This is a genomic window from Alteromonas sp. 76-1 (genome assembly GCF_900654235.1).
In the GTDB taxonomy this organism is placed as follows: Bacteria; Pseudomonadota; Gammaproteobacteria; order Enterobacterales; family Alteromonadaceae; genus Alteromonas; species Alteromonas naphthalenivorans.
Genome location: NZ_LR136958.1, coordinates 2,188,623 through 2,214,277 on the forward strand (window position 1 = coordinate 2,188,623; position 25,655 = coordinate 2,214,277).

The window sequence follows — 25,655 nt, forward strand, 5'->3', positions numbered from 1 at the left end:
GCCAACAATTTTATTGCCGTTTAGCAAAGCGTTATAAGCCTTTAGGATTCCGATGAAACTTTTTGAGTTCTTAGCTCGAATGAGAGAAGAAAAATTTCCACTGCGTATAGAGTATCGAGAACATATCGGGTGTGTTGATGTAGAAGTTGAAGCATTTTCTGAGCGTTGGGTTGTTTCCTTCGATGAAGATGGTTTCGTTGATTTTGTTATTTATAAAGATATAGAAGCGCCAGACAATGAAAATGCGGACTTATTAGAGTCTCTGTTTAACCGTCCCCAGAAAGCTTGGTTAAATGCAGCAAAAGATTTGGGTATAGAATTTATATCTCCATATGAGTTCACTGGTTCAGATGGCGAAGAATATCAAATTACGGGTTTACTTCCTCAATTTGGTGGTAAAAACGGAACATTGATTACATCTCGGAAAGATGATGATGAGGCTTGCTTTGAAGCAAATAAATTGGATGGCTTTCAAAGTACAGGGCTTAACCCAACGTACTACGATAAGTATGATCGTAAAAACGTCATTGAAACTTTGAGAGACTGGGATTGGAACTCAAAAGAACCAAAACCAGAATGGTATGGTGAATAGGCTTATAACAAGTCATTCCAAAGGACAAAAAACAGTTGGTTTTTGCTCCTGCGTCGCTTATTTTAACCAACTATTTTTTGCCTCTGAATGAGGCGTTAGCAGTCAAATAGAAATAGGAGAAATCATGGAGCAAGTTGAAGTTAAGAAAGTTAGTGCAGGGACTGTGTATAAATTGTTTGCAATTGGGTTAACCGTAGGCTTTCTCCCATTGTTCGTGTTGTTTGGCATCTTAGGCGCTTTTGGCATGGAAGCATTAACCTGGAACGAGCAGCCGGTAACAGGTATCAAAGCAATATTTGTTGGTCCTTTAATGGCCGTATTTATGTCATTAATTTTTACAGCAATAATCGGTAGTGTATGTGCGTTTGGTCTATGGATTTTCTCTTTTTTTAAGCCATTGAAAATCGAGTTTACTATAAATGAAGTGTCACAATAAAACTGCTAACAAACGGCTCAAACCGACCTCCACTGCGTTGCTCGTTTTGTGCTTTTCCGCTACGCTCGCACAAAACAATCCACTCAGTTCCGGCGGCTTAGCCGAGCGTTATACGTTCAGGGAGAAATAGTGCAGATAGCTATCAGTAAAGGTAAGGCTTTATTTTATATGATTTTGAGTACCCTGATAGGTATTACCTGTATCGTATTTGGTGGCTATTGGATTATTTCAGGTGAAGTAAGCATAACTAAGTTTTGTCTTTTTCTGTCTGTCGGCACGGTTATGAGTACATATGCATATGCGCAGTTTCAAGTTGTTAGAAGCTCATCTGTTGGTTTGCTTTTATCACCGGAAGGTCTAATCGACAATTCAACATTGCCCAATGATATTTTAATAAAGTGGTCTGAAGTTGAAACAATTGAATACCCAGCGATTGATCCACCCCCTCATTTTTCAGTCTTGCTAAAAGACGATAGTGAGTTTTTTAGCCATCTTGATTGGTTCTCGAATTTGTACTTTAGAATTACAAAGTTGTGGTACAAAACACCAATAGTGTTGGTTTTAGACAATCTAAAGTGTTCAACCAATGAACTAAAAAGTGTTTTACAGGATTACTCTACAAAATATGTGTAAAGAACGTATAACAAGGCCTTTAAGCCATTCACTGCGTTCATTTGAGAGCTCCCCCTATAAAGTAGACACCTAACCAAATATCAGGTAGGTGCAAAATGGCGAAAATAGTCAGTGCAGAACGAGTCGTTGAATATTCACTGGAATATAAAATTCGAGTGGTTAAGTTAACGCTAGGATTGGACGTCAAAGCGAAGGATATTGCGGACATCCTAGGGCTACATCCGATAATGATTTATCGTTGGCGGCAAGAGTACAAAGCAGGTAAATTTGAAGAAAAGCCGACGAGAAGAATTTCAATGACTAAAGAGACCTCTGATAACAACGAAGAGCTCAGTAAGGACAAAGAAATTGCGAAGCTCAAAAAAGCTCTAGCGGACGCTCAGAAGGAAAACAACTTCCTAAAAAAGTGGGAGGGGTATCTGAAGGAACAAAGTCAGAAAAATTCTCGTTCATAAACGAACGACGTGATGAATTTGGCATCAGATACCTTTGCACTCAATTACAAGTCTCGACGAGCGGCTTTTATAAATGGTTTCATAAAGGGCTTAGTCGTCGCCAAGCGCTGAATACTGAGTTAACGAAAGAAATCCATCGTCTTTACACCCTTCATAAAGGAAATTACGGCAGTCCTCGCATTCATAAGCAGCTTCAGGCTCAAGGTTGGCAGGTCAACCATAAAAGAGTGGAGCGGATAATGCGCGAACAAAAACTTGTTGGTAAAGCCGCTAAAATATATCGACGCCACCCTCTGCCAGAAAACACCTGCAACAAGGTAGGCAACCTTATCTTGAATCACGTAATCCCACGCCGCCCAAATCAACAATGGTGTGGCGACGTAAGCTATTTAAAACTCAATGGACAGTTTATATACCTGGCAGTTGTTCTCGATATGTACTCTCGAAAAGTCATCGGTTGGTCACTCGATAGGCAAAGGAAAGTATCGCTAACAATAGACGCTCTGGACATGGCACTTAAGTCCAGAAAGCTTTGCTCTGGTTTAATATTCCACAGCGACAAAGGAACTGAATATGCGTGTCACGACTATCAGAATCATCTAAAGAAGTGTGGGATAAAGCCAAGCATGAACCGGCCAGGAAAGATGACAGACAATATCTACGTTGAGACGTTCTTTAGGACATTTAAGACCGAGACATACCACGGCGAGAGGTTTAAGGATGAAAGCCACTTACGGAAAACTACGCAATGGTATCTTGAGGAGTATTACAATAATCAGCGAATACACTCATCGTTGAACTTTAAAACACCACAGCAATATGAAAGTATGTAACTCAACAATTGAAACGAGTGTCCACTTTTATGGGGGAACTCTCTTTGGACAGCTAGCTCTCCGGTCTTATTGTCTATGGCTTCGCCATTTTACACAAACGCCCTACAATCTAGCTGCCACTTAAGGCGACGTTAACCGACCGAATAAGATCATGCGACGAATTACTATCAATCGACCTAAAGAAAAAGTACGCGGCAGAAAGAGAAGGCTCCGCGTCTTGGATAAATGGGCCGACTCTTTTGAAGGTTACTTCCCTTCAGAGTATGCCCAAGAAAAGTACTGGAATTGGAAGTTGCCTGTGCTTGACCGGTTAGTTGGTCCACCTACAACCACTAATGAGATACAAGCTCATTGCTCACAAGCCATATTGAGGGCAGCAAAGCATTTGTTTGAAGCGAGACCAGAAGAATATAGCCATGCTGTGGTATCTGCTTTGATAACGTATCCGCAGATGTTTGGTAGTGAGATCTGCATATTCTTTGACAAAGATTACTTTGCGTCATTCTTTGATCGAAATTGCGAATGGGAGTCTTTAACTCCTATTAATGGCAAAGAACTTTCAAAATCATTAAACTTTGATGTACCGCACCCATTTATTCAGTCTGGCTACATTCATACAACAAAAGACGAATGGGAAGGTGAGATAACCACTTACGAAGAAGAATGGTGGTCTTTTCATGCTAAGTAAAACGGTTAACAAGTCAAGATAGCATCTCCATTTCGGGGCTGGACGCGCTAACGCGCGCCGCTGCTTGATGCGTTATGTATCTTGAAGTGTAAAGCTCCTTTTCAAAATAAACGCGCTACGTCTTCAGATTTTCTATTGGCACTCGACGAGCAAGGGCGACTGGCAATTGATATTAGTGATAATCGAAATTTAAAAATACATAGCGAAGAACTTACACGTAAATTAAACAAGCAATTTGAAATTATTGGTCCAACAGTTGAGAACAATAGGAAATTCGCAAATCAATTAATTAGCGATACAGTAGTTTTAATAGCATCTCAAAATGGTTGGCTTAAAAACGCTTAGTATCAACTCCCAAGTGCAACATTGATCTTGCGTAGTCACTCTTCTTCTGCCAAGGCGTTTTAAACCCATACCGTTTACGCGGACGACTATTAAGTCGCTTCGCTCCAAAATTTAGCACACGTGTTATTACCATTAAGCGGGGTGTTAGCATTACAAGGATTTGATGAAAGGTTATGGCTTCAAAAATTAGCGTTTTTTCTTTGCCCCTTATATTACTTACGATGTGTTCATGTTCTACATCGGCACCAATTGTTGTACATGAGCAATACGGTGAGATGAGTGCCGATAATGAACTGTTTCGCAAAGAAGCGAGTGATTGTGCGTTACAAGCTGGAGAAAGTGTTACTGGCACAACTTTAGACAAAAATTCACATAAAGAAGATGTAACCGATGCAAGCGTCCAGTTATTAACATTTTTTAGCGGTAATGCTTCATGTCTTAAATCTAAAGGTTGGTACATTAAAGAGTAATGCTATAAGTCAATCAAGCGACTAAAGGCTAGCGGTGAACTAGCCTAAGCTTGGTCTCACATCTGCAATGGAAATGAAGAGTTTGTTTTCAGCGTCTTGAAATGCCTGAAAACCATAGCGTTCATAGAAATGTTTTGCTCCGTCTTTGGCATCAACAATAACAACTGGAAATGCAACACTATCACTAGCGGCTAATAGCTTTGTGAGTGCGTCGATAAGCAGCCACTCACCAAAGCCTTTCCCTTTGTATCGGTCATCGACAGCAAGACGGGCAATCAGACCACCAGAAGTGGATGATTGGTGCTTTTTTTGTAACTTATCAGGCAATGCCTGTAAGTCAATTGGTGTCATTGTTAGCGTGTAAAAGCCGATGACATGTGAGTTGTCGCTATCATCTTCCAAAACAAACGTTCTGGTGTTGTCTTTCTTTGCTTGCTGACTCGTTATTACCTTAAAGTAATTATTGAGAGCTTCGATGCCACAGTTGAATCGGTTTCTATCGTGTTTAGCTTTATCTAGCAGTACCGTATTCATTATTGAGTTTTGCTATCGTATCGATCAGCAGCAGCTTTTAGTTTTGAGTTCTGTGTTGCAGTACAGTCTAAAGCTTCCATAAGCAACATCGCGTCAGCTTGGCTCAGTTTTAAAGCCTGTTCACGTTCGATAACTTGTTTAGCTTTTTCGATTGCAGCGCTTAGAACAAACGAGTTGATGCTAGACATGCCGGCAATCGCGGCCGCCTTAGTAAGTAAGTCTTGTGTATCGACATCAACTCTAGCGGTGATGCGAGGCAAAGTAGTAGCCATAATGTTATCTCCTGTTGTGTCAAAATGTCACATGTGCATTATGGTCTTAAAGTGTGGAATAAGCAATTTCGGTGTCACTTTGGCACGCAAGCGAACAAGTGATTAATGATTAATTCGACACGCGGCTATTGAGGCGAAGTAAGTAGACCTACGCTTGGGTTTCTTCATCATATTGTAAATTATTGTCTTCGCCATAGTTTCTCCAAAAATTGTTGTTACACTATGATTAATAGGCCAAATTAAGCATAAAAGTGGCGACATCACGGTGGAGCTTTCCTCATGAAACACAATCATTTATTTTTAGTGTTACTTTTAAGTGGCGGCTTACTATCAGCTTGCCATCAGCCCGATACTGCGCACTGCGATATCATATCAGCGTCTGTAGAAGAGGCCGGTTTTAATAAGTCGGTACAGGTAACATGTGACGACAGCTATGCTTATTTAACTTCTAGTACCTATCCCAGCCACGATATGATGAATGGCATTACGGGCACCAACGAACAAATTCCGGTACCCGCTTTAGATTATGCAGCACCCATAAAGCTTAAACCTGCCAAAGCTGAATCATTAACCAGTATTGATGCTGCATTAGGTGTTGCCGTTAATGGCGTTCCTATATACGACTATTCATCTCAAGGCGAACTTGATTTATCACACTACAACGAAAACGTTGATACCGTTAAATTAGGCCAGTTAGACAATTGTGGTGGTCACGCAGGGCGGGGTGACGATTACCATTACCATGCGGCGCCTACTTGTATGATTGAAACCATGGCGAATCGTAAAAGTAACCCCATTATTGGATGGGCGTATGACGGGTATCCTATTTACGGAGACGATAATCCAGATGGTAGTAAAATAGAAAAGGGCACACTGGATGACTGTAACGGTCAGGCTGATGATGTATTTGGTTATCGTTACCATACGTCAGAGGCGCCGCCTTATATCGTTCAATGTTTGGTTGGAAAAGTTGATGTAGGTGACTTACCCAGAGTAGCACCGCTTACCAGCACCGATAAAGATGGTTCTACAACAACACTGAATGCTATGCGAGATAACTTAACGCCTCCCAGAGATGGCGTTGAAAATTTAAAGCATACTGTGTCCGATACTGGTAAACGTTCTATGACTTATACCTACCAGGGGCAAGATTACTTTGTGCATTACACGCCGAATGCGTTAAAGCCAAACTGTTTTGATTTTGAACAAAAAACGGTGAGCAACGGTGGGATAGTAGAAACAGGTACGTTTTGTCGAAATACCGATTCAAAACAAAACCCAAACCAAAACCAAAGCCAAAATGAAGAACCAGGCAGAAGACAAGACAACTCTCCGCCACCGCCACCAAAAGGTGATAGAAAGCCACCTCGCCAAAACGACCCTAATAGTGCAAAAGTTAATAAAACGACACACACTACAATGGTGAACAAAAGCCATACTTTTAAACTTGAAGCATGGGCAGACAATTGGTTCGCGGCGTATCTTAACCAGCAACTTATTGTTGAAGATTCAGTACCTATTACCACTGAACGTTCGTTTAATGCAGAAGAGGTTACATTTTCGGCCGATTACCCGCTCACTATCAATTTAGTTATTAAAGATTTTAAGCAAAACGATACTGGGCTTGAATATATTGGTACACCAAGGCAACAAATGGGAGATGGCGGCTTCATCATGCAGCTTACCGATATTTCAACCAATGAAACGGTTGCGGTTAGTAATAGCGCCTGGCATTGCAAGGTACTTCATGAAGCGCCATTAAATAAGCAGTGTGAAACTGAGTTAAACCCAACCGCTGGCACAGCACCTTGTGATTATACTAGTACCGAAGCACCTTCTGGGTGGAAAAAAGCAGGGTTTGATGTAAGTGAATGGCCAAATGCTACCGAATATAGCGCGGCAATGGTTAGCCCTAAAGATGGCTACAACCTTATAAATTGGGATGCACGTGCGAAGTTAATTTGGGGCGACGATTTAGAAACCAGTAATACGCTTATTTGTAAATTTACGGTTGAGAAGCCGTGAGAAAGCGCATGAAGACATTCTTGTTTTCAGTATCGTATTTACGCGCCTTGCTGAAGGGGGTGTTTGCATTTACTTGTTTGCTATTCTCTTTTGTAACAAATGCTCATGTGGTTGAAGAAACCACGGCGCAAGTTATATTGCGAGACGGACAAGTAGAAATACGGATGCAAACCGACAGAGCCCATTGGGTAGCAGCAGTAAGTGATAGCGCCGCATTTTTAGTCGGTGATATAGACAGCGTTATGTCGAAGGGGCTATCCATTAAAGCGCAAGATACCTTTTTTGCGTCGATTCTAAAAAAGCAAACGGTAATAAGCGTCAATAACATTGAACAAGCTATTGATGGCATTACTGTAATAGAAAACGAGAACAGGCAAAAAATGACTGTGGTGATGTACGCCACCCATACGTTATCAAAGGTAGAAAGCATTGGGCTAAGCTTTCCACAAAGCTTAGGAAACATTCACAGCAGTTTTAGTAAACCTCAATATCGAACGATACCCGCAGGAAGTTACCGTAGCGTAACACTGAAATAGTATGGATTCTGTAACGGCAGAGAGGATAAAAACCAATGGCCGTGTTTAAAATTTTCCGCTGCTAATATTGCACACGCTAACTTCCACTTCTTTACAAACCTGTTATGTCATCAGTACAGTTTTGTCCCATTTTCTGGATACTTTCGTGACATCTTTCTTTCAGTATTGATAGGGCGTTAACACAAACCTATTTATTACTAAGGAAACATCATGAAGCGATTTAATAAAATTTCTGCAGCGGCATTGCTTGCGTTCGCAAGCCAACAAAGTTTCGCTGCTGATATAACAGTAGAAATTCAGAACTTAACTCACGGGTTGTACTTCACACCTATTGCCGCTGTGGCGCACACCGCTGATGCCAGCTTATTTGAAGTAGGCGAAGCTGCCAGCACTGAATTACAAATGATGGCCGAAGGCGGCAGCTTAGACGGTATCGCTACCATTGGTAGTGCTATCGGCGCAGACGTAATTGCTAATCCTGCAGGCGGACTGTTAGCGCCTACCATGTCTACGTCAGCCGACTTAATGACAGCCGACGACAATGTTGTATTGTCGGTAGTAGCGATGATCCTTCCTTCTAACGATGGTTTTATCGGGTTAGATAACTGGGAAATTCCAACAGAAGCTGGCACTTATACGGTTTTCATTAATGCCTATGATGCGGGCACAGAAGCTAACGACGAATTACGTGGTAGCGGTGAACCAGGTATGGCGGGTATGCCAGTACCACCTCCATTAGATCCATTACTTGGTAATGGTGGAACCGGTGTAGCAGGCGCAGATACTAACACTACCGTACATATTCACCGCGGAAACATTGGCGACGACTCGTTAACGGAAGGTGCAAGTGATGTAGACAACGCCGTTCATCGTTGGTTGAACCCAGTAGCTAAAGTAACAGTAACCGTACGATAAGGAGGCTGTTATGCAATATTTAGCCAAACATTATAAAAAAGCATTGGTACTTACGTTACCCTTTTTGCTTGCGGCGTGTGGTGATGACGATACCCGTGAAGTAATTGTAGAAGTAGAAGTGCCAGCTGAAATTCCCGATCCAGTGCCGGTATCGTACGACGTAACCGTCACTAATTTAACCAATGGTCAGCCAGTTTCGCCGCCTGCGGTAGTGCTGCATAGCGAAGGTACCTTGTGGGAAGTAGGTGCCGTTGCATCGGTGGAACTAGAGCGTATTGCCGAAGTAGGCGATTCAGCCGACTTTTTAACATTAGGTGATGCGAGTGCTGGCGGCGTTGGCCCAATTACCCCAGGCGACTCACAAACAATTAGTGTCACTATTAACGATATTACTGACGCTAACCTGACTATTGCTGCCATGCTGGGAAATACCAACGATGCCTTTACCGGTATTAACAGTTGGAGCCTAGCCAACCTTGAAGTAGGCGCTACCTATACGACTGTTAGCCCAGCTTATGATGCAGGTACGGAAGCAAACACAGAAAGTGCTGCAACCGTGCCAGGCCCTGCAGCGAACGGAGAGGGCTTTAGCCCAAGTCGTGACGACACAGGCTTTATCTCAATGCACCCAGGTGTGGTGAGCTCGGACGACGGCCTTACAACCTCGGCGTTAACGGTTGAACATAAGTTCGATAACCCGGTTATTCGTATACAAATTACGCGAACTGAGTAATGAAAAATAACGCCCAAGACTTAGACTAAAGTCTACTTTAACGGGCAGGTAAATAAAAAGCGTTAATCTTGTGAAAGATTAACGCTTTTCCATCGTTCTATTAGTTTTTGAACTGTGGCTTTCCCAAACATGACCGACAAAATATTAATTGTTGAAGACGACCAAGATATCGCAAATTTAATGCGGGTTAATCTGTTAGAACTGGGTGTTGAAATAGAACATCAAACTGACGGAAAAGTAGCGTTGGAATGTGCGTTGTCTGATGAATACGCCATTGTGATTTTGGATGTAATGCTGCCTAGCATGAGCGGTTTAGATATATGCCGCAAGGTGCGAGATGCCTTGCCCATGCAAAGCATTATTATGCTTACCTCGAAAACCTCTGAAACCGACAGAGTTTTAGGGTTAGAGCTTGGCGCCGACGATTACATGACAAAACCATTTAGCGTAAGAGAACTTCAAGCAAGGGTGCGTTCTCAGCTTCGCAAATATCATGTGGTGCAACAAACTCAAACCACGCAACAACAAACAGATACACCGTTAAAACTAGGCCGCCTTGTTATCGACCAGCGAAATCATCAGGTATTTTTATCTGAAGAAGAATTGGTACTAACCGCCACTGAATTTGAATTGCTTCATCATTTAGCCAGTCACCCTGGGCAAGTGTTTAGTCGCAGCCAATTATTAGAATCGGTGTGGGGTTATCATCATAGTGGCTACGAGCATACGGTGAACTCACATATTAACCGGCTGCGTTCGAAATTAGAAAACGACGCCACCGCGCCCCAAATTGTACAAACCGTATGGGGTGTAGGGTACAAATTTAATCCTCAAGGAGTATAACGCTATGAAATTTGGCTTTTATCCTCGCCTTGCCGTGTGCTTGGTTGGCGTATTTATGGTGGTGATGATTGCCTGTTTTTACTCCACGAATTTATTACAAAAACGTACTCAACAAGAAGCAGAGCAAAAACTGCATATTGGGTTAGCGGAACATCTTGTTAGTGATAACCCGTTACTGAAGGAAGGGGTGTACGACTACGAAGCCCTTGGAAACCTTTTCCATACGCTAATGATTTTGGGGCCAAGTTTTGAGTTCTATTATTTAGACCCTGAAGGCACCATTCTTACGTATTCGGCCGAGCCTGGAAAAGTGAAAGCCGATGCGGTGGATATTGCCCCTATAAAACAGCTTATCAATACCGATCGCGGCTTTCCCATTGAAGGTGACGACCCAAGAAACATTGGCCTGCAAAAAATATTTTCTGCGGCACCGGTTTATAACAACGAACAACTGCAAGGCTATTTGTATGTGATTATTGGTGGTGAGCGTTACGACTCCATTATCGCGAATTTACAAAACAGCCAGAGCATGCGTGAAGTCGCATTATTTATGTTTGTTGGTTTGTTTTTGCTTTTGCTAGCGTTACTTGTGTTGTTTAAATATTTCACCACGCCATTAAGACGCTTAAGCGATGATATGGACCGCGTACGAGAAGCCGATTTTCATCGAGAAAAACTACCCCCTAATTTGGCTACATGGAACAGAAACAGCGCCAACGAAATAGACCGCTTAGGCTGTGCGTTTACCGATATGCTTACCCATATAGACAATCAGTTCGACCAGCTTAATAAAATTGATAGTCAGCGCAGGGTATTGCTTGCCGACTTATCACACGACCTGCGTACTCCTTTGGCTAGCCTACAAGGTTACATTGAAACATTAGCGCTGAATGAAGACAGTTTATCTAAAGAAGATAGAAGGCATTTTGTGGATGTGTCGCTTAAAAACGCGAAAAACTTAAAGCATCTTATCGACCAAATATTCGAGCTGGCGTATTTAGAAGGCGGGCAAGTTACCTTGCATCAAGAGTCTTTCCCGTTAGGCGAATTACTGCATGATGTGGCCGCAAAGTTCGAACTAGACGCGAAACAAAAAAATATCGCTATTAAAGTTATTCCCGATCACTTTGAATACTACGTGTTTGCTGATATTGGCAAGCTTGAGCGCGTGCTTACGAACCTTATTGCCAATGCTATTCGCCATACTCCGGAAAATGGCAGCATAGACCTTGCTGTGGTGTTACATAACGATAAGCTTAGGGTAGATATTCGTGATACTGGTATTGGAATTAGCGATAAAGAAATAGCGTACATTTTTGATGCTAGGTATCAGGCCAGTAATACAGAAAAAGACACCTGTAGCCATGCAGGTTTAGGTTTGGCTATTTGCAAAAAGCTAATGGCACTGCTGAATTCAGATTTACGAGTAGAGAGTCAATTAGGGAAGGGCACGTGTTTTAGTTTTGAACTTACCTTAGCGAATAGTCATTAAGGTTGGGCTTAACGCGGTAGGTAAATTATAGCGGGCTTGATTTATAGCGGGCTCGATTTATAGAGGCACTTTGATTTTAAGCGGGCTTAAGGCTACGCAGCAGCACGGAAGAATTTCATCATCATCAATAAAGGCGAGGGGATCGGTAGTATATTCAACTTCGCCTTCAATCAGCTTAGTTCTACACGCACCACAAAAACCTTCACGGCAATGGTAGTGAATATTGATGTTAGCGGCTTCAAGGGCGGTAAGAAGCGTAGTATCAGGGGGGGAAGAAATACACCCCACATCAACAACGTCGATGCGGAGTGTTTTATCAGCTGTGCTCATTATTTTTTGGCGCTACTTCTCAGCGTTTTTATAGTGTGATCTGTTAGCGCTAGCGCTTAAAATCAGCTTAGCGCTACAGTTCGAAATCAGCAAAATCGTCTTCACTCACCGCAGAGTCAATTTGACCTACCAAGTAAGAACTAATTTCAGACTCTTGTGGTGCTACCTGAACGTTGTCAGAGTTAAGGTAGTTGTTCATCCACGGCAGAGGGTTACTGCTGATATCAAATGGTGCATCTAGGCCAATAGCCGTCATACGTTGATTCGCAATGTATTCAACGTAAGAACAAAGGATTTCTTTGTTAAGGCCAATCATAGAGCCGTTTTGGAATAGGTAATCAGCCCATTCTTTTTCTTGCTCAACGGCATTCATGAAGATAGCGCGTGCTTCTTCTTTGCAGTCTTCGGCAATTTGCGCCATTTCAGGGTCGTCTTTGCTTCGTGCCCACAAATTCAAAATGTGTTGGGTAGAAGACAAATGTAGGTTTTCATCACGGGCAATCAGGCGGATAATTTTTGAATTACCTTCCATCAACTTGCGTTCCGCAAAGGCAAACGTACAGGCAAACGACACGTAGAAACGAATGGCTTCTAAAGCATTCACCGAGTTCATGCACAAGAAAAGCTTCTTCTTTAACTCGTACATGTTGATGGTATGGGGCACGCCATCAACCGTGTGCACACCTTCACCTTGTGTTTGCCATAATTGAGTGGCAAAAATAAGGTCGTCGTAGTACTTCGAAATGTCGGCGGCACGGCGCTTAATTTCATCGTTAACCACAATGTCTTCAAAAATTTCACTCGGGTCTGAAAACAAGTTACGCAAAATGTGCGTGTAAGAGCGAGAGTGGATGGTTTCAAAGAAAGACCATGTTTCTACCCACGTCTCAAGCTCAGGCAACGAGATGATAGGTAGAAAGGCGATATTAGGGCTGCGGCCTTGAACCGAGTCTAATAGGGTTTGGTACTTCAAATTTGAAATAAAGATGTGCTTTTCAGGGTCGGTTAATTTTTGAAAATCAACACGATCGCGAGATACATCTACTTCCTCAGGGCGCCAGAAAAAGCTAATTTGCTTTTCAATAAGCTTTTCGAAAATGGCATGCTTTTGTTGGTCGTAACGAGCTACATTCACCGGATTACCGAAGAACATAGGTTCAACCAATGGGTTGGTACTTTGCTGATTAAACGTAGTATATTTCATGAGTGCCTAACTAAAAACTTAATGATAAACGCGTTTTATTTATTATGTTCTTGCTGCGATACCGATTTCGCAAAAGCGGTTGCGTGCTAAATTTTGCACGCACCGCCTGCACAATCATCGTCTTCTTCTATAACCACTTCTTCTTGACGAGGTAACGGCTCATTGGCTTTAACATCTAATGCTGAAGCGTCTGTCGCACCATCGCGTGTGTTGTGGTAGTACAGGGTTTTTACACCCAGTTTGTACGTTGTTAATAGGTCTTTCAGTAACAGCTTCATAGGAACCTTGTTACCGTCATAACGGCTAGGATCGTAGTTGGTGTTAGCAGAGATAGTTTGGTCGATAAACTTCTGCATAATACCTACTAGTTGTAAGTAACCATCGTTAGAAGGAATATCCCACAACAGTTCGTACTTATCTCTTAAGCGCTCGTACTCTGGTACGACTTGCTTAAGTACGCCGTCTTTACTTGATTTAATACTAATAAAGCCACGTGGCGGCTCAACACCGTTTGTTGCGTTTGAAATTTGAGAAGATGTCTCAGAAGGCATTAACGCAGACAAGGTAGAGTTACGTAAACCGTGAGTCTTGATTTCTTCACGAAGGGCATCCCAATCGTAATGAAGTGGCTCGTTACATACGCCATCAAGATCTTTCTTGTAGCTATCGATAGGCATGATGCCTTGCGAATAAGTGGTTTCGTTAAACTTAGGACACGCGCCTTTTTCTTTCGCTAGGTTGTTCGATGCTTTCAGTAGGTAATACTGCATAGCTTCAAACGTGCGGTGAACAAGGCCGTTAGCGCTATGGTCTGAATACTTCACACCGTTTTTAGCTAAGTAGTAAGCGAAGTTAATAACGCCCACACCTAAGGTTCTGCGACCCATAGTGGCATTATATGCCGCTGGCACTGGGTAGTCTTGGTAATCGAGTAGGTTATCAAGTGCACGTACCGCTAGGTCTGATAATTCTTCAAATTCGTCTAGTGACTTAATTGCCCCTAAGTTGAAGGCAGATAGCGTACAAAGGGCAATTTCACCTTCTTCGTCGTTAACGTGCTGCAAAGGCTTAGTAGGCAATGCAATTTCAAGACAAAGGTTACTTTGACGTACAGGTGCCACTTCAGGGTTGAACGGGCTGTGCGTGTTACAGTGGTCAACGTTTTGAAGGTAAATACGACCTGTGCTTGCACGCTCTTGCATGAACAAGCTGAACAGCTCCATGGCTTTAATGCGCTTTTTACGAATGTTGTCGTCGTTTTCGTATTGCACATACAAACGCTCAAATTTTTCTTGATCGGCAAAGAACGCATCGTAAAGGCCAGGTACGTCAGATGGGCTAAATAATGAAATATAGTCATCTTTCATCATGCGTTGATACATGAGTTTATTGAACTGTACGCCGTAGTCTAAGTGACGAACGCGGTTTTCTTCTACACCACGGTTGTTCTTAAGCACTAATAACGATTCAACTTCCATATGCCATAGTGGGTAGAACAAAGTAGCTGCGCCACCACGAACACCGCCTTGCGAACAGCTTTTAACGGCTGTTTGGAAGTACTTGTAGAAAGGAATACAACCTGTGTGGAAAGCTTCTCCACCACGAATAGGGCTACCTAGTGCGCGAATACGGCCAGCATTCACACCGATACCTGCTCGCTGGCTTACGTATTTAACGATAGCGCTAGCGGTGGCGTTAATTGAATCAAGGCTATCGCCAGTTTCAATGAGTACACACGAGCTAAATTGACGAGTAGGGGTACGTACGCCAGACATAATTGGCGTAGGTAGTGATAACTTAAACGTAGAAGCAGCATCGTAGAAACGACGGATGTAGCTCATACGGGTATCTTTCGGGTAGTTAGCGAACAGACACGCTGCTACCAAGATATAAAGGAACTGGGCACTTTCGTAAATTTCACCGGTTACACGGTTTTGAACCAGGTACTTACCTTCAAGCTGCTTAACGGCGGCGTAGCTGAAGTTCATGTCGCGCCAATGATCGAGATAGGTATCCATCTCGGCAAATTCTTCAGCAGTATAATCTTCAATTAAATGCTTATCGTATTTGCCCATCTCAACCATGTTAGTGACATGGTCAAACAGTGCAGGGGGCTCGAACTGACCGTAGGCTTTCTTGCGAAGGTGGAAAATAGCAAGGCGAGCTGCCAAGTATTGGTAATCAGGCGCGTCGGTAGAAATTAAGTCTGCAGCTGATTTGATAAGGGTTTCATGGATTTCGCTGGTATTGATACCGTCGAAAAACTGAATTTGAGCTTTAATTTCAACTTGTGAAACTGAGACGTTTTCAAGTCCTTTTGCAGCCCATGTCACCACCTTATGAATTTTTTCTAAGTCGATGGATTCTTGCTCACCATTTCGCTTGGTGACGGATAAACTATTATTCATGTTACTCTGGCCGTTGTCTGTTAGCGCGCGAGGCGTGGGTATATCACCCTGTTATAATGTGTATTCTTTTTAAGTTAGTTGTTTCGCTGCGAAGTAATACATCTGCGTAAGACCATTTGCGCGAAATACACAACTAACCACGACCAACCCTAAACTTATTAGCGCATAAGTTTGAGAGATGCCGCTGAATGCTTTTCTTTAATAGTATGTTTTGTCTGATCATCCGAAAAACGCAGTGAAAGGATCGTTGTCGATCTCAATATTTTCCAAAAATTCACTTTGGGATCCCGCGTTGGATTAAACACAAGATAGTGAGGTTTGCCTCACAATGCAACCCAATATCTGGTGCTTAAACGAGCACTTAAACTGGCACGGATTTTAGGTTAGTAGTGACTAACTTTTTAGCTTTGTACAAGCCTTAAATATACTGATTGCAAGTACTATTCGAAAAAATGATCGAGGCTTAAAATAATTTAACTTAATATCGTACTTAACACTTAAACACGATATGTGGTGTTGAAATTATCATCAAGCCCCAATATGTAGTGCTAATTAATCTTGCGACACCGTATATAGTAGGTAGTTAACATCTACATTGCGGTCAGACAGATAAAAGCCCTGGGAAACCGGGTCCATATGTAAGCCGGTCATATCTCGTGGTAGTAAACCGGCATCATCGGTCATCTGCATAAGTTCAGAAGGTTTAATGAATCGAGAATGATCGTGAGTGCCTTTTGGCACCAGCTTCAATAAATACTCAGCGCCAACGATCCCCATCAAATAAGACTTTATATTGCGGTTTAATGTAGAGAAGAAAACATGGCCACCAGGCTTAACTAATTTAGCGCAAGCCCGCACTATCGAAGCAGGGTCGGGTACATGTTCAAGCATTTCCATGCAGGTCACTACATCGAACTCGCCTGCATGACTGTCTGCGAAGGATTCAGCGGTAACACAGTGGTAGTCAACATTAATGCCCGACTCTAAACCATGAAGCTTGGCAATTTCTAATGACGCACTTGCCATATCGAGCCCAACAACTTCAGCACCAGCTTTCGCCATAGACTCTGCCAATATGCCGCCACCACAACCAATATCCACCACTTTCTTGTTAAACAAGCCATTACTGTGTTGGTTAATAAAATCTAAACGAAGTGGGTTAATTAAATGTAGGGGTTTGAACTCACCTTCAGGATCCCACCACCGTGAGGCTAACTCAGAAAACTTATCAATTTCCTGCTCATCAACGTTTGTCATTTATATTTTTTCCTTTCTGCGCCTGCTAATTATTTTGCATTGATTTATCGCATCGATTTTTACATACCGATTTTGCAAAAGAACGCGCATGACTAATGCCGCTCGACAGATAGAAGCTATCTGCGATTAATTAAACACTGCCTATATAAGAGCAATAACATAACGCAAAACCAGCGTTAAGGCATCGTTTTTGGCACTTGAATGCAGTTTCGAGTGTCTGCTTGAACGAAAAATAATCGCTTGTTCACGAGTACGTAAGGAAGGGCAATTAAGCGCTACATAAATGTGTCATCAAGTGTTACACTCGAAGCAAGATTATGACCCCATAATAACAATGCAAATCTATCATTTGCTTCTCTATATTGTGTAGATTGAGCTAAATAGATAATGCAGAACAAACCGAAATAAAGGGATTAAGCAGTTTATGTCTGATAACGCTAACGAAATCCTCCCCGTTAATATTGAGGAAGAGTTAAAGAACTCCTATCTCGATTACGCGATGAGCGTTATTGTCGGGCGAGCATTGCCTGACGTAAGAGATGGTTTGAAGCCTGTACACCGCCGTGTGCTGTTCGCAATGAACGAACTGAAAAACGACTTCAATAAACCATACAAGAAATCTGCCCGTGTGGTAGGTGATGTAATTGGTAAGTATCACCCACATGGTGATTCTGCGGTATACGATACTATTGTACGTATGGCCCAGCCATTCTCGCTTCGCTACATGTTGGTAGACGGCCAAGGTAACTTTGGTTCAGTAGATGGCGATTCAGCCGCTGCAATGCGTTATACCGAAATACGTATGGCAAAAATTGCCCACGAACTTCTTGCCGACCTCGATAAAGAAACCGTCGACTTCGTACCTAACTACGATGGCACTGAACACATTCCAGAAGTGTTACCTACCAAGGTTCCTAACTTACTGGTAAACGGTTCTTCTGGTATCGCGGTAGGTATGGCAACTAACATTCCGCCACATAACTTAACGGAAGTTATTAACGGCTGTATTGCCCTTATTAAAGACCCATCAATTACAATTGATGACTTAATGCTTCATATCCCTGGTCCTGATTTCCCAACTGCCGCTATGATTAGCGGTCGTAAAGGTATTGATGACGCTTACCGTACCGGTCGCGGCAAAATATACATGCGCGCCAAAGCGGAAATTGAAACGGAAGATAACGGTAAAGAAACCATTATCATTAATGAAATTCCGTACCAGGTTAACAAAGCTCGCCTTATTGAGAAAATTGCTGAGCTAGTTAAAGAAAAACGCATCGAAGGTATTTCTGCACTACGTGACGAGTCTGATAAAGACGGTATGCGTATTGTTGTTGAAGTAAAACGTAACGAATCTGCAGAAGTACTACTTAACCATTTATATGCCAATACGCAGTTACAAACGGTATTCGGTATTAACATGGTTGCGTTAGATAACGGCCAGCCTAAAGTCTTTAACTTAAAAGAGACCTTAGAAGCCTTTATTCTGCATCGCCGTGAAGTCGTTACCCGCAGAACGGTATTTGAACTACGTAAAGCTCGCGATCGTGCACACATCCTTGAAGGTTTAGCTATTGCGCTAGCCAACATCGACCCAATTATTGAGCTAATTAAAGCCTCACCTGGCCCTGCTGATGCGAAAAAAGCATTAGTCGCACAAGGTTGGGATTTAGGCGATGTATCGCAAATGCTTGAACGTGCTGGTGATGATGCTGCACGCCCAGATTGGTTAATGCCTGAGTTTGGTATTCGTGACGGACAATACTTCCTTACCGAACAACAAGCACAAGCTATTCTAGACCTTCGCTTGCACAGACTGACTGGTCTTGAGCACGAAAAAATTCTTGAAGAATACAAACAGCTTCTAGAAGTTATCGCTGAACTACTTCACATCCTTAATAGCCCAGAGCGATTAATGGAAGTGATTGAAGAAGAGCTTGAAAAAATTCGTGAAGAATTTGGTGACGCGCGCCGCACTGAAATTACTGCTGCTAGTCACGATATTGATATTGAAGACTTAATCGAACAAGAAGACGTTGTAGTGACCTTGTCTCGTGAAGGCTATGTGAAGTATCAAAAACTTAATGATTATGAATCTCAGCGTCGTGGTGGCCGTGGTAAATCCGCTACCAAGATGAAGAATGAAGATTTCATTGAGAAGCTATTAGTAGCGAATACTCATGATCACATACTTTGCTTCTCAACCCGTGGCCGTTTGTACTGGTTGAAAGTGTATCAATTGCCGTTAGCGAGCCGTAACGCGCGTGGTCGTCCAATTGTGAACATTCTTCCTTTAGAAGATAACGAGCGTATTACTGCAATTCTACCTATCAAAGAATTTGAAGAAGGTAAATTTGTATTAATGGCGACGGCTAACGGTACGGTGAAGAAAACCGATTTAAGCCTTTATTCACGTCCACGTTCAAGCGGTATCATTGCCGTTAACTTGAACGAAGGTGATGAACTAATTGGTGTTGACATTACCCATGGTGATGACGACATTATGTTGTTCTCAGACGCGGGTAAAGTGGTTCGCTTTAACGAAAAACTGCGTGACAGCGAAACAGGTAACGTTAAATTAGATGCTGAAACTGGCGAAGAACTATTAGCACTACGTCCAATGGGTCGTACCGCTACCGGTGTTCGTGGTATCAGATTACAAGACGACCAACGCGTTGTGTCCCTAATTGTACCTCGTGGTGATGGTCCTATCCTTACTGCCACAGAGAACGGTTTTGGTAAACGTACACCGCTTGAAGATTACCCAGCGAAGAGCCGTGCTACACAAGGTGTAGTATCCATTAAGGTTTCTGAGCGTAATGGTAAAGTGGTTGGCGCGGTTCAAGTTGATGAAGCCAATGAAATCATGCTTATTTCTGACCAAGGTACTTTAGTACGTACCCGCGTTGGTGAAGTATCAGTGGTAGGTAGAAATACCCAAGGTGTTCGCTTAATACGTACTGTTGAGAACGAACACGTTGTTGGCTTACAACGTATAGAAGAAGTAGTAGAAGAATTGCTAGAGTTAGATGAAGATGGCAATCCAATCGCTATAGAAGAACCTATTGAGCAAGAAGAAAACGCTGCACAAGACGGCGACAGCTCAACGACAGAAGAGTAGGGTATTGCCCGCTTAATTTAAAAGCGGGCAGTTATCGGTGTTCTTTATTACAAGCGGCTTAGGCCGCTTGTTATTTTATAGGTGTTGAAAAACGCAATGAAAGAGGTTTTCAATTTTAGCGCTGGCCCGGCAAAGTTGCCTGAAGCCGTAATGCAAAAAGCACAAGCTGAATTTACTAACTGGCGCGACTCAGGTTGCTCGGTAATGGAAGTCAGTCACCGCGGAAAAGATTTCATCGAGATAGCAGCCAAAGCTGAACAAGATTTGCGCGATTTACTCTCGGTTCCTAAAAATTACCATGTTCTTTTCACCCATGGCGGTGGACGTGGTCAATTTGCAGCGGTTCCCCTTAATTTATCGTCTGCGTCAGACACCAGCCTTCACTTAGTCAGTGGCTCTTGGTCTGAAGGGGCGGTAAGTGAAGCGGCGAAATACAATAATGCTGTTGTGGTAGGCGAGCTTTCTAAAAAAGAAGGTTTGCATTACATGCCGCAACCCTCACTTGCCAATGTAGATCAATCTGCAGCGTATTATCATTTCTGCCCGAATGAAACCGTTGACGGTATCGCCTACGATTGGTTACCAGAGTCTGGTGATGTACCGCTGGTTTCTGATATGTCGTCTACCATTTTGTCTCAGCCTCTTGATGTTGCTAAACACGGTCTTATTTACGCCGGTGCGCAGAAAAATATTGGCCCAAGCGGTTTGTCGGTGGTGATTGTTCGTGAAGACTTAGTGGGCAAAGCTCGCAAAGAAACACCATCAATTTTCGATTACGCATTAGCCGCTAAAGCTGATTCTATGTATAACACGCCGCCCACGTTCTCGTGGTATTTGGCGGGGTTAGTGTTTGAGTGGCTTAAAGAGATGGGCGGCGTTGATGCTATGGCAAAACGCAACAGCGAAAAAGCATCATTGTTGTATTCTGCAATCGACACCTCTGATTTCTATGCTAGCCAAGTACACCCAGACAATCGTTCTAAAATGAATGTGCCGTTTCAGTTGGCTAACCCTGAATTAGACGCGCTATTTTTAAGCCAAGCACAAGACGCTGGCTTAATGGCATTAAAAGGTCACCGCTCTGTAGGCGGAATGCGTGCCAGCATTTATAACGCTATGCCCGTTGAAGGGGTAATGGCGTTAGTAGAATTTATGCGTGAATTTGAACGAGTAAACGGGTAGTCATGGAACAGTTAACATTAGAACCTATTAGCAAAGTATCAGGGGAAGTAAACGTTCCTGGGTCTAAAAGCCTATCGAACCGTGCATTACTGCTTGCTGCATTAGCTGAAGGTGAAACCGAACTAACAAACTTGCTTGATAGTGAAGATATTGAGCATATGCTAAATGCGCTAACTAAACTTGGCGTTACTTATTCACTTAGTGAAGATAAAACTCGCTGTAAAGTGGTGGGTAACGGCGGGGCGTTTTCAGTTGCCGAGCCACTGGAGCTTTTCTTAGGTAATGCAGGTACAGCAATGCGCCCATTATGCGCTGCACTCGCAGCTAGTAATGTACAATTCGTACTTACCGGTGAGCCGCGCATGGAAGAGCGCCCTATAGGCGATTTGGTTGATGCATTACGCATGGGTAACGCGGAAATTGAATACCTTAAAAATGACGGTTTTCCTCCGCTACAAATTAAGGGTAAGACGTTATCCGGCGGTGAAATGGAAGTGGACGGTAGTGTGTCGAGTCAATTTTTGACTGCACTATTAATGTCTGCACCGTTGTTTACTGGTGACGTGACCATTCGTATTAAAGGCGAATTAGTGTCGAAACCGTATATCGATATTACCCTAGATACCATGGCGAAGTTTGGTGTTGAAGTGAGCAACGATAACTATCAAACATTCACCATTAGTGCAGGGCAATCATATCGTTCGCCAGGTAAATTTATGGTGGAAGGTGATGCTTCATCGGCTTCTTACTTCCTTGCAGCCGGCGCCATTAAAGGCGGCACGGTACGCGTAACCGGAATTGGTCAAAATAGCATACAAGGTGATATACGCTTTGCCGATGTGCTTGAAGCCATGGGCGCTAAAATCACTTGGCATGATGAATATGTGGAAGTAACAGGTGCTCCACTTAAGGGTGTAGACATGGATATGAACCATATTCCTGATGCGGCCATGACCATTGCCACTACTGCGCTTTTTGCACAAGGGCCAACCAGTATTACTAACATCTACAACTGGCGGGTAAAAGAAACTGACCGTTTAAACGCCATGGCCACTGAACTTAGAAAGCTGGGTGCAGAAGTAGAAGAAGGTCATGACTATATTAAAGTATGGCCAACGGATACGTTAAAGCATGCTGCCATTGATACCTATAACGATCATCGCATTGCCATGTGCTTTTCGTTAGTGGCGCTTAGTGATACGCCGGTAACCATTAACGACCCAGGCTGCACCCGCAAAACCTTCCCTGATTACTTCACACGGTTTGCCACACTCTATTCTTAGTCTTCAAAAAGACCTTATTTCGTTTATAGCGTATTATTTTTAAAACGAAATTTAGCCTTATGTACAATGCCATCAACGCTGGATGGCATTGCTTATCTCTACTTAACGCGTATAATTGCGCGCGATTTTTACGTATTTTATAAATTCTGGAGCAGGTATGCATTCTACACCCGTAGTCACGGTTGACGGTCCCAGCGGTGCAGGTAAGGGAACGTTAAGTAGCTTACTCGCAAAGAAGCTTGGATGGCACTTTTTAGATAGCGGCGCGATTTATCGTGTTCTGGCTGTCGCAGCTCTACACCACGACCTACCGTGCGACGATGAAGAATGTGTTGTTCCGTTAGCAACGGGTCTTGATGTAAGTTTTGAAACTGACAAAGACACCACACGTGTCATTTTGGAAGGTGAAGACGTCACTGACGACATCCGTACTGAAGAAGTAGGTAGTGTTGCTTCGAAGGTTGCCGCGTTACCTCGCGTTCGTGAAGCCTTGCTTCGACGCCAACGTGCTTTTCAACAAGATCCTGGCCTTGTCGCCGACGGCCGAGACATGGGTACAGTGGTTTTCCCAGACGCAAAAGTGAAGATATTTCTTACCGCTAGCGCCGAAGCCCGTGCTGAACGTCGCTATAGCCAGTTGAAAGCTAAAGGTATGGATGTTAATATTGCGCGCCTTTTAACCGATATCAAGGCCAGAGATGAGCGAGATACACAACGTTCAGTGGCGCCATTGGTACCGGCTCAAGATGCGGTAATTATAGACTCAACGGGCTTGGATATAGACCAAGTCTTTGAAAAAGCGATGGATATCATCAATTCGCGCCTTTAAGTAAGGTGAGTTTTTAAGGTATTCAAAGCAGTGCTACCACAGGGAGTGGCGGCTTTTACTAATAACCCCACGTTATCCGGATTTGAAGCGTGGATATCAACTTAAAGTTAATTTAAACCTTATGACTGAAAATTTTGCACAACTTTTTGAAGAAAGCTTACAAGAACTAGAAACACGTCCAGGTTCAATTGTAAAAGGTACTGTAGTTTCTATCGACAAAGACATCGTTCTTGTTGATGCAGGCTTGAAATCAGAAAGTGCTATCCCAGCTGACCAATTTAAAAACGCTGAAGGCGAGCTTGAAATCGCTATCGGTGACGAAGTAGATGTAGCGCTAGACGCAGTAGAAGATGGTTTCGGCGAAACAATCCTTTCTCGCGAAAAAGCGAAGCGTCACGAAGCGTGGGTTGAGTTGGAAAAAGCTTACGATGATAAAGTTACCATTAAAGGTGTTATCAACGGTAAAGTTAAAGGCGGTTTCACTGTTGAAGTTAACACAGTGCGCGCTTTCCTTCCTGGTTCATTGGTTGATGTACGTCCAGTACGTGACACAACTCACCTTGAAGGCAAAGAGCTAGAATTTAAAGTTATCAAACTTGACGCTAAGCGTAACAACGTTGTTGTTTCACGTCGTGCCGTTATTGAAGCAGAAAGCAGCGCAGAGCGCGAATCTCTTCTTGCTAACCTTGAAGAAGGCCACGAAATCAAAGGTATCGTTAAGAACCTTACTGATTACGGAGCATTCGTTGACCTTGGTGGCGTAGACGGTCTACTACACATTACCGATATGGCTTGGAAGCGCGTTAAGCACCCAAGTGAAATCGTAAATGTTGGTGACGAAATCAACGTTAAAGTACTTAAGTTTGATAAAGAGAAGCAACGTGTTTCTCTTGGCATGAAGCAAATGGGCAACGATCCATGGCAAGAAATTGCTTCACGTTACCCAGAAGGTACTAAGATCTCTGGTCAGGTTACGAATCTTACCGATTACGGCTGCTTCGTTGAAATCGAAGACGGCGTTGAAGGTCTTGTACACGTTTCTGAAATGGATTGGACTAACAAGAACATCCACCCATCTAAGGTTGTTAACCTAGGTGACACAGTTGACGTTATGGTTCTTGAAATCGACGAAGAACGTCGTCGTATTTCTCTAGGCCTTAAACAGTGCATCGACAACCCTTGGGAAACTTTCGCTAAGTCACACGAAAAAGGTGACAAAGTGTCTGGTAAGATCAAGTCAATCACTGACTTCGGTATCTTCATCGGCCTTGACGGCGGCATCGACGGTCTAGTTCACCTTTCTGACATTAGCTGGAACAAGTCTGGTGAAGACGCTGTTCGTGACTATAAGAAAGGCGACGAAATCTCAGCTGTTGTTCTTCAAGTTGACCCTGAGCGTGAGCGTATCTCTCTTGGCGTTAAGCAAATCGAAGAAGACCCTTTCAACAAGTATCTGACAGATAACAAGAAAGGTGCTATCGTTGTAGGTACGGTTACTGAAGTTGACGCTAAAGGCGTTACAGTTAACCTTTCTGAAGAAGTTGATGGCTACATTCGCGTTGCAGATTTATCTGTTGACCGTATTGAAGACGCAACTGAAGCTGCTAACGTTGGCGACAGCATCGAAGCGAAATTTATGGGCGTTGACCGTAAAAACCGCACCGTTAACCTATCTGTGAAAGCAAAAGATCAGGCTGACGAAAAAGAAGCTATCGACAAGGTTAATCAGCAAGAAGATGCTGGTTTTGCTAGCGCAATGGCAGAAGCATTTAAAGCTGCTAAAGGCGAATAATAAGCTATATGTGGGAGTGCCTTGCACTCCCTTGTTCGCAGTAGCTGTTTAACTATAATATTGAAACGAGGTTAGTATGACCAAGTCTGAATTAATTGAACGGCTCGCGGATCAAGCGCGTCAAATTCCTGCGAAAGATCTTGAACTGGCAATTAAAGAGCTTCTTGAACAGATGGCCCAGACCCTTCAAAAAGGCGATAGGATTGAAATTCGAGGCTTCGGCAGCTTTTCATTACATTACCGCGCTCCGCGCGTGGGACGTAACCCGAAAACTGGCGAAACAGTAGAGTTAGATGGCAAATATGTCCCTCACTTTAAGCCAGGTAAAGAGCTTCGAGAAAGAGTAGACGCCTCCATAGCTTAAATAAAAAAAACCGCACATGTTGCGGTTTTTTTATATCTATTAAAAAAAATTTTGGTATATTCATTACTTACGTTTAAATTTAT

Annotated in this window: 26 protein-coding genes; 20 read left to right on the top strand and 6 right to left on the bottom strand. The window is 43.0% G+C overall.

Features of this window, described 5'->3' with window-relative positions:
- The first annotated feature begins 52 nt into the window (after positions 1 to 52).
- From ALT761_RS09285 to ALT761_RS09320, 8 genes are all read left to right on the top strand, one after another.
- Complete coding sequence (locus ALT761_RS09285; RefSeq protein ID WP_129738207.1) at positions 53 to 592, top strand: hypothetical protein; 540 nt, start codon at positions 53 to 55, stop codon at positions 590 to 592.
- A 124-nt stretch (positions 593 to 716) separates the two neighbouring features.
- On the top strand, positions 717 to 1,028 hold the full coding sequence (locus tag ALT761_RS09290; protein WP_129736221.1) for a hypothetical protein: 312 nt from the start codon (positions 717 to 719) through the stop codon (positions 1,026 to 1,028).
- A gap of 129 nt (positions 1,029 to 1,157) precedes the next feature.
- Positions 1,158 to 1,661, top strand: coding sequence for an STM3941 family protein (locus ALT761_RS09295; protein ID WP_129738209.1), 504 nt, complete (start codon positions 1,158 to 1,160; stop codon positions 1,659 to 1,661).
- 95 nt (positions 1,662 to 1,756) lie between these two features.
- A complete protein-coding gene (locus ALT761_RS09300; RefSeq protein WP_129738211.1) occupies positions 1,757 to 2,116 on the top strand; it encodes a transposase in 360 nt (119 codons plus the stop codon).
- Positions 2,068 to 2,949, top strand: a complete 882-nt coding sequence (locus tag ALT761_RS09305) for an IS3 family transposase (protein WP_129738213.1) — start codon at positions 2,068 to 2,070, stop codon at positions 2,947 to 2,949. The genes ALT761_RS09300 and ALT761_RS09305 overlap by 49 nt, the downstream gene beginning before the upstream one ends.
- Positions 2,950 to 3,166: 217 nt before the next feature.
- Positions 3,167 to 3,637 (top strand): DUF3916 domain-containing protein, encoded by a 471-nt coding sequence (locus ALT761_RS09310; protein ID WP_172602868.1) that lies wholly within the window; start codon positions 3,167 to 3,169, stop codon positions 3,635 to 3,637.
- Positions 3,638 to 3,772: 135 nt separating this feature from the next.
- Positions 3,773 to 3,982, top strand: a complete 210-nt coding sequence (locus ALT761_RS09315; protein ID WP_129738217.1) for a hypothetical protein — start codon at positions 3,773 to 3,775, stop codon at positions 3,980 to 3,982.
- A 173-nt stretch (positions 3,983 to 4,155) separates the two neighbouring features.
- A complete protein-coding gene (locus ALT761_RS09320) occupies positions 4,156 to 4,452 on the top strand; it encodes a hypothetical protein (RefSeq protein ID WP_129738218.1) in 297 nt (98 codons plus the stop codon).
- 39 nt (positions 4,453 to 4,491) lie between these two features.
- Here the strand turns inward: ALT761_RS09320 and ALT761_RS09325 are convergent, their stop codons facing one another.
- Positions 4,492 to 4,989 carry a GNAT family N-acetyltransferase gene (locus ALT761_RS09325; RefSeq protein WP_129738219.1) on the bottom strand — a complete coding sequence of 166 codons (498 nt, stop codon included), beginning with the start codon at positions 4,987 to 4,989 and terminating at the stop codon, positions 4,492 to 4,494.
- Positions 4,986 to 5,258: a type II toxin-antitoxin system TacA family antitoxin gene (locus ALT761_RS09330; protein ID WP_013784183.1), complete on the bottom strand. Its 273-nt coding sequence runs from the start codon at positions 5,256 to 5,258 to the stop codon at positions 4,986 to 4,988. Before ALT761_RS09330 ends, ALT761_RS09325 begins: the two co-directional genes overlap by 4 nt.
- 279 nt (positions 5,259 to 5,537) lie before the next feature.
- Between ALT761_RS09330 and ALT761_RS09335 the strand changes: the two genes are divergently transcribed.
- The 6 genes from ALT761_RS09335 to ALT761_RS09360 all read left to right on the top strand — a co-directional run bounded on the left by ALT761_RS09335 (position 5,538) and on the right by ALT761_RS09360 (position 11,802).
- The gene (locus tag ALT761_RS09335) at positions 5,538 to 7,283 is read left to right on the top strand and encodes a YHYH protein (protein ID WP_129738220.1); all 1,746 of its coding nucleotides are present in this window, start codon (positions 5,538 to 5,540) and stop codon (positions 7,281 to 7,283) included.
- A gap of 8 nt (positions 7,284 to 7,291) precedes the next feature.
- Positions 7,292 to 7,819 carry a hypothetical protein gene (locus ALT761_RS09340; protein WP_129738221.1) on the top strand — a complete coding sequence of 176 codons (528 nt, stop codon included), beginning with the start codon at positions 7,292 to 7,294 and terminating at the stop codon, positions 7,817 to 7,819.
- Between the two features lie 210 nt (positions 7,820 to 8,029).
- Entirely contained in the window at positions 8,030 to 8,734 is a 705-nt protein-coding gene (locus tag ALT761_RS09345) for a spondin domain-containing protein (protein ID WP_129738222.1), read from the top strand.
- Between the two features lie 10 nt (positions 8,735 to 8,744).
- Positions 8,745 to 9,467 (top strand): spondin domain-containing protein, encoded by a 723-nt coding sequence (locus ALT761_RS09350; protein ID WP_013784179.1) that lies wholly within the window; start codon positions 8,745 to 8,747, stop codon positions 9,465 to 9,467.
- Positions 9,468 to 9,596: 129 nt separating this feature from the next.
- Entirely contained in the window at positions 9,597 to 10,310 is a 714-nt protein-coding gene (locus tag ALT761_RS09355) for a response regulator transcription factor (protein WP_129738223.1), read from the top strand.
- Between the two features lie 4 nt (positions 10,311 to 10,314).
- Positions 10,315 to 11,802, top strand: coding sequence for a sensor histidine kinase (locus ALT761_RS09360; RefSeq protein WP_129738224.1), 1,488 nt, complete (start codon positions 10,315 to 10,317; stop codon positions 11,800 to 11,802).
- Positions 11,803 to 11,859: 57 nt separating this feature from the next.
- Here ALT761_RS09360 and yfaE read toward each other — a convergent pair whose 3' ends face one another.
- The 4 genes from yfaE to ubiG form a co-directional block, all read right to left on the bottom strand.
- Entirely contained in the window at positions 11,860 to 12,132 is a 273-nt protein-coding gene (gene yfaE / locus ALT761_RS09365) for a class I ribonucleotide reductase maintenance protein YfaE (RefSeq protein ID WP_129738225.1), read from the bottom strand.
- Between the two features lie 73 nt (positions 12,133 to 12,205).
- Positions 12,206 to 13,336: a class Ia ribonucleoside-diphosphate reductase subunit beta gene (nrdB, locus tag ALT761_RS09370; RefSeq protein ID WP_129738226.1), complete on the bottom strand. Its 1,131-nt coding sequence runs from the start codon at positions 13,334 to 13,336 to the stop codon at positions 12,206 to 12,208.
- 86 nt (positions 13,337 to 13,422) lie between these two features.
- A complete protein-coding gene (gene nrdA / locus ALT761_RS09375) occupies positions 13,423 to 15,744 on the bottom strand; it encodes a class 1a ribonucleoside-diphosphate reductase subunit alpha (protein ID WP_129738228.1) in 2,322 nt (773 codons plus the stop codon).
- A gap of 552 nt (positions 15,745 to 16,296) precedes the next feature.
- A complete protein-coding gene (gene ubiG, locus ALT761_RS09380; protein WP_129738230.1) occupies positions 16,297 to 17,001 on the bottom strand; it encodes a bifunctional 2-polyprenyl-6-hydroxyphenol methylase/3-demethylubiquinol 3-O-methyltransferase UbiG in 705 nt (234 codons plus the stop codon).
- Positions 17,002 to 17,425: 424 nt separating this feature from the next.
- Here ubiG and gyrA point away from each other — a divergent pair, with 424 nt between their 5' ends.
- The 6 genes from gyrA (at position 17,426) to ihfB (ending at position 25,572) form a co-directional block, all read left to right on the top strand.
- The gene (gene gyrA / locus ALT761_RS09385; RefSeq protein ID WP_129738232.1) at positions 17,426 to 20,122 is read left to right on the top strand and encodes a DNA topoisomerase (ATP-hydrolyzing) subunit A; all 2,697 of its coding nucleotides are present in this window, start codon (positions 17,426 to 17,428) and stop codon (positions 20,120 to 20,122) included.
- A 96-nt stretch (positions 20,123 to 20,218) separates the two neighbouring features.
- Positions 20,219 to 21,304: a 3-phosphoserine/phosphohydroxythreonine transaminase gene (serC, locus tag ALT761_RS09390; RefSeq protein ID WP_129738234.1), complete on the top strand. Its 1,086-nt coding sequence runs from the start codon at positions 20,219 to 20,221 to the stop codon at positions 21,302 to 21,304.
- Between the two features lie 2 nt (positions 21,305 to 21,306).
- Complete coding sequence (gene aroA, locus ALT761_RS09395) at positions 21,307 to 22,587, top strand: 3-phosphoshikimate 1-carboxyvinyltransferase (RefSeq protein ID WP_129738236.1); 1,281 nt, start codon at positions 21,307 to 21,309, stop codon at positions 22,585 to 22,587.
- 157 nt (positions 22,588 to 22,744) lie between these two features.
- On the top strand, positions 22,745 to 23,416 hold the full coding sequence (gene cmk, locus ALT761_RS09400) for a (d)CMP kinase (protein ID WP_129738238.1): 672 nt from the start codon (positions 22,745 to 22,747) through the stop codon (positions 23,414 to 23,416).
- A gap of 121 nt (positions 23,417 to 23,537) precedes the next feature.
- Positions 23,538 to 25,208, top strand: a complete 1,671-nt coding sequence (gene rpsA / locus ALT761_RS09405) for a 30S ribosomal protein S1 (RefSeq protein ID WP_129738240.1) — start codon at positions 23,538 to 23,540, stop codon at positions 25,206 to 25,208.
- A 76-nt stretch (positions 25,209 to 25,284) separates the two neighbouring features.
- Entirely contained in the window at positions 25,285 to 25,572 is a 288-nt protein-coding gene (gene ihfB, locus ALT761_RS09410; protein ID WP_013784167.1) for an integration host factor subunit beta, read from the top strand.
- Positions 25,573 to 25,655 lie beyond the last annotated feature (83 nt).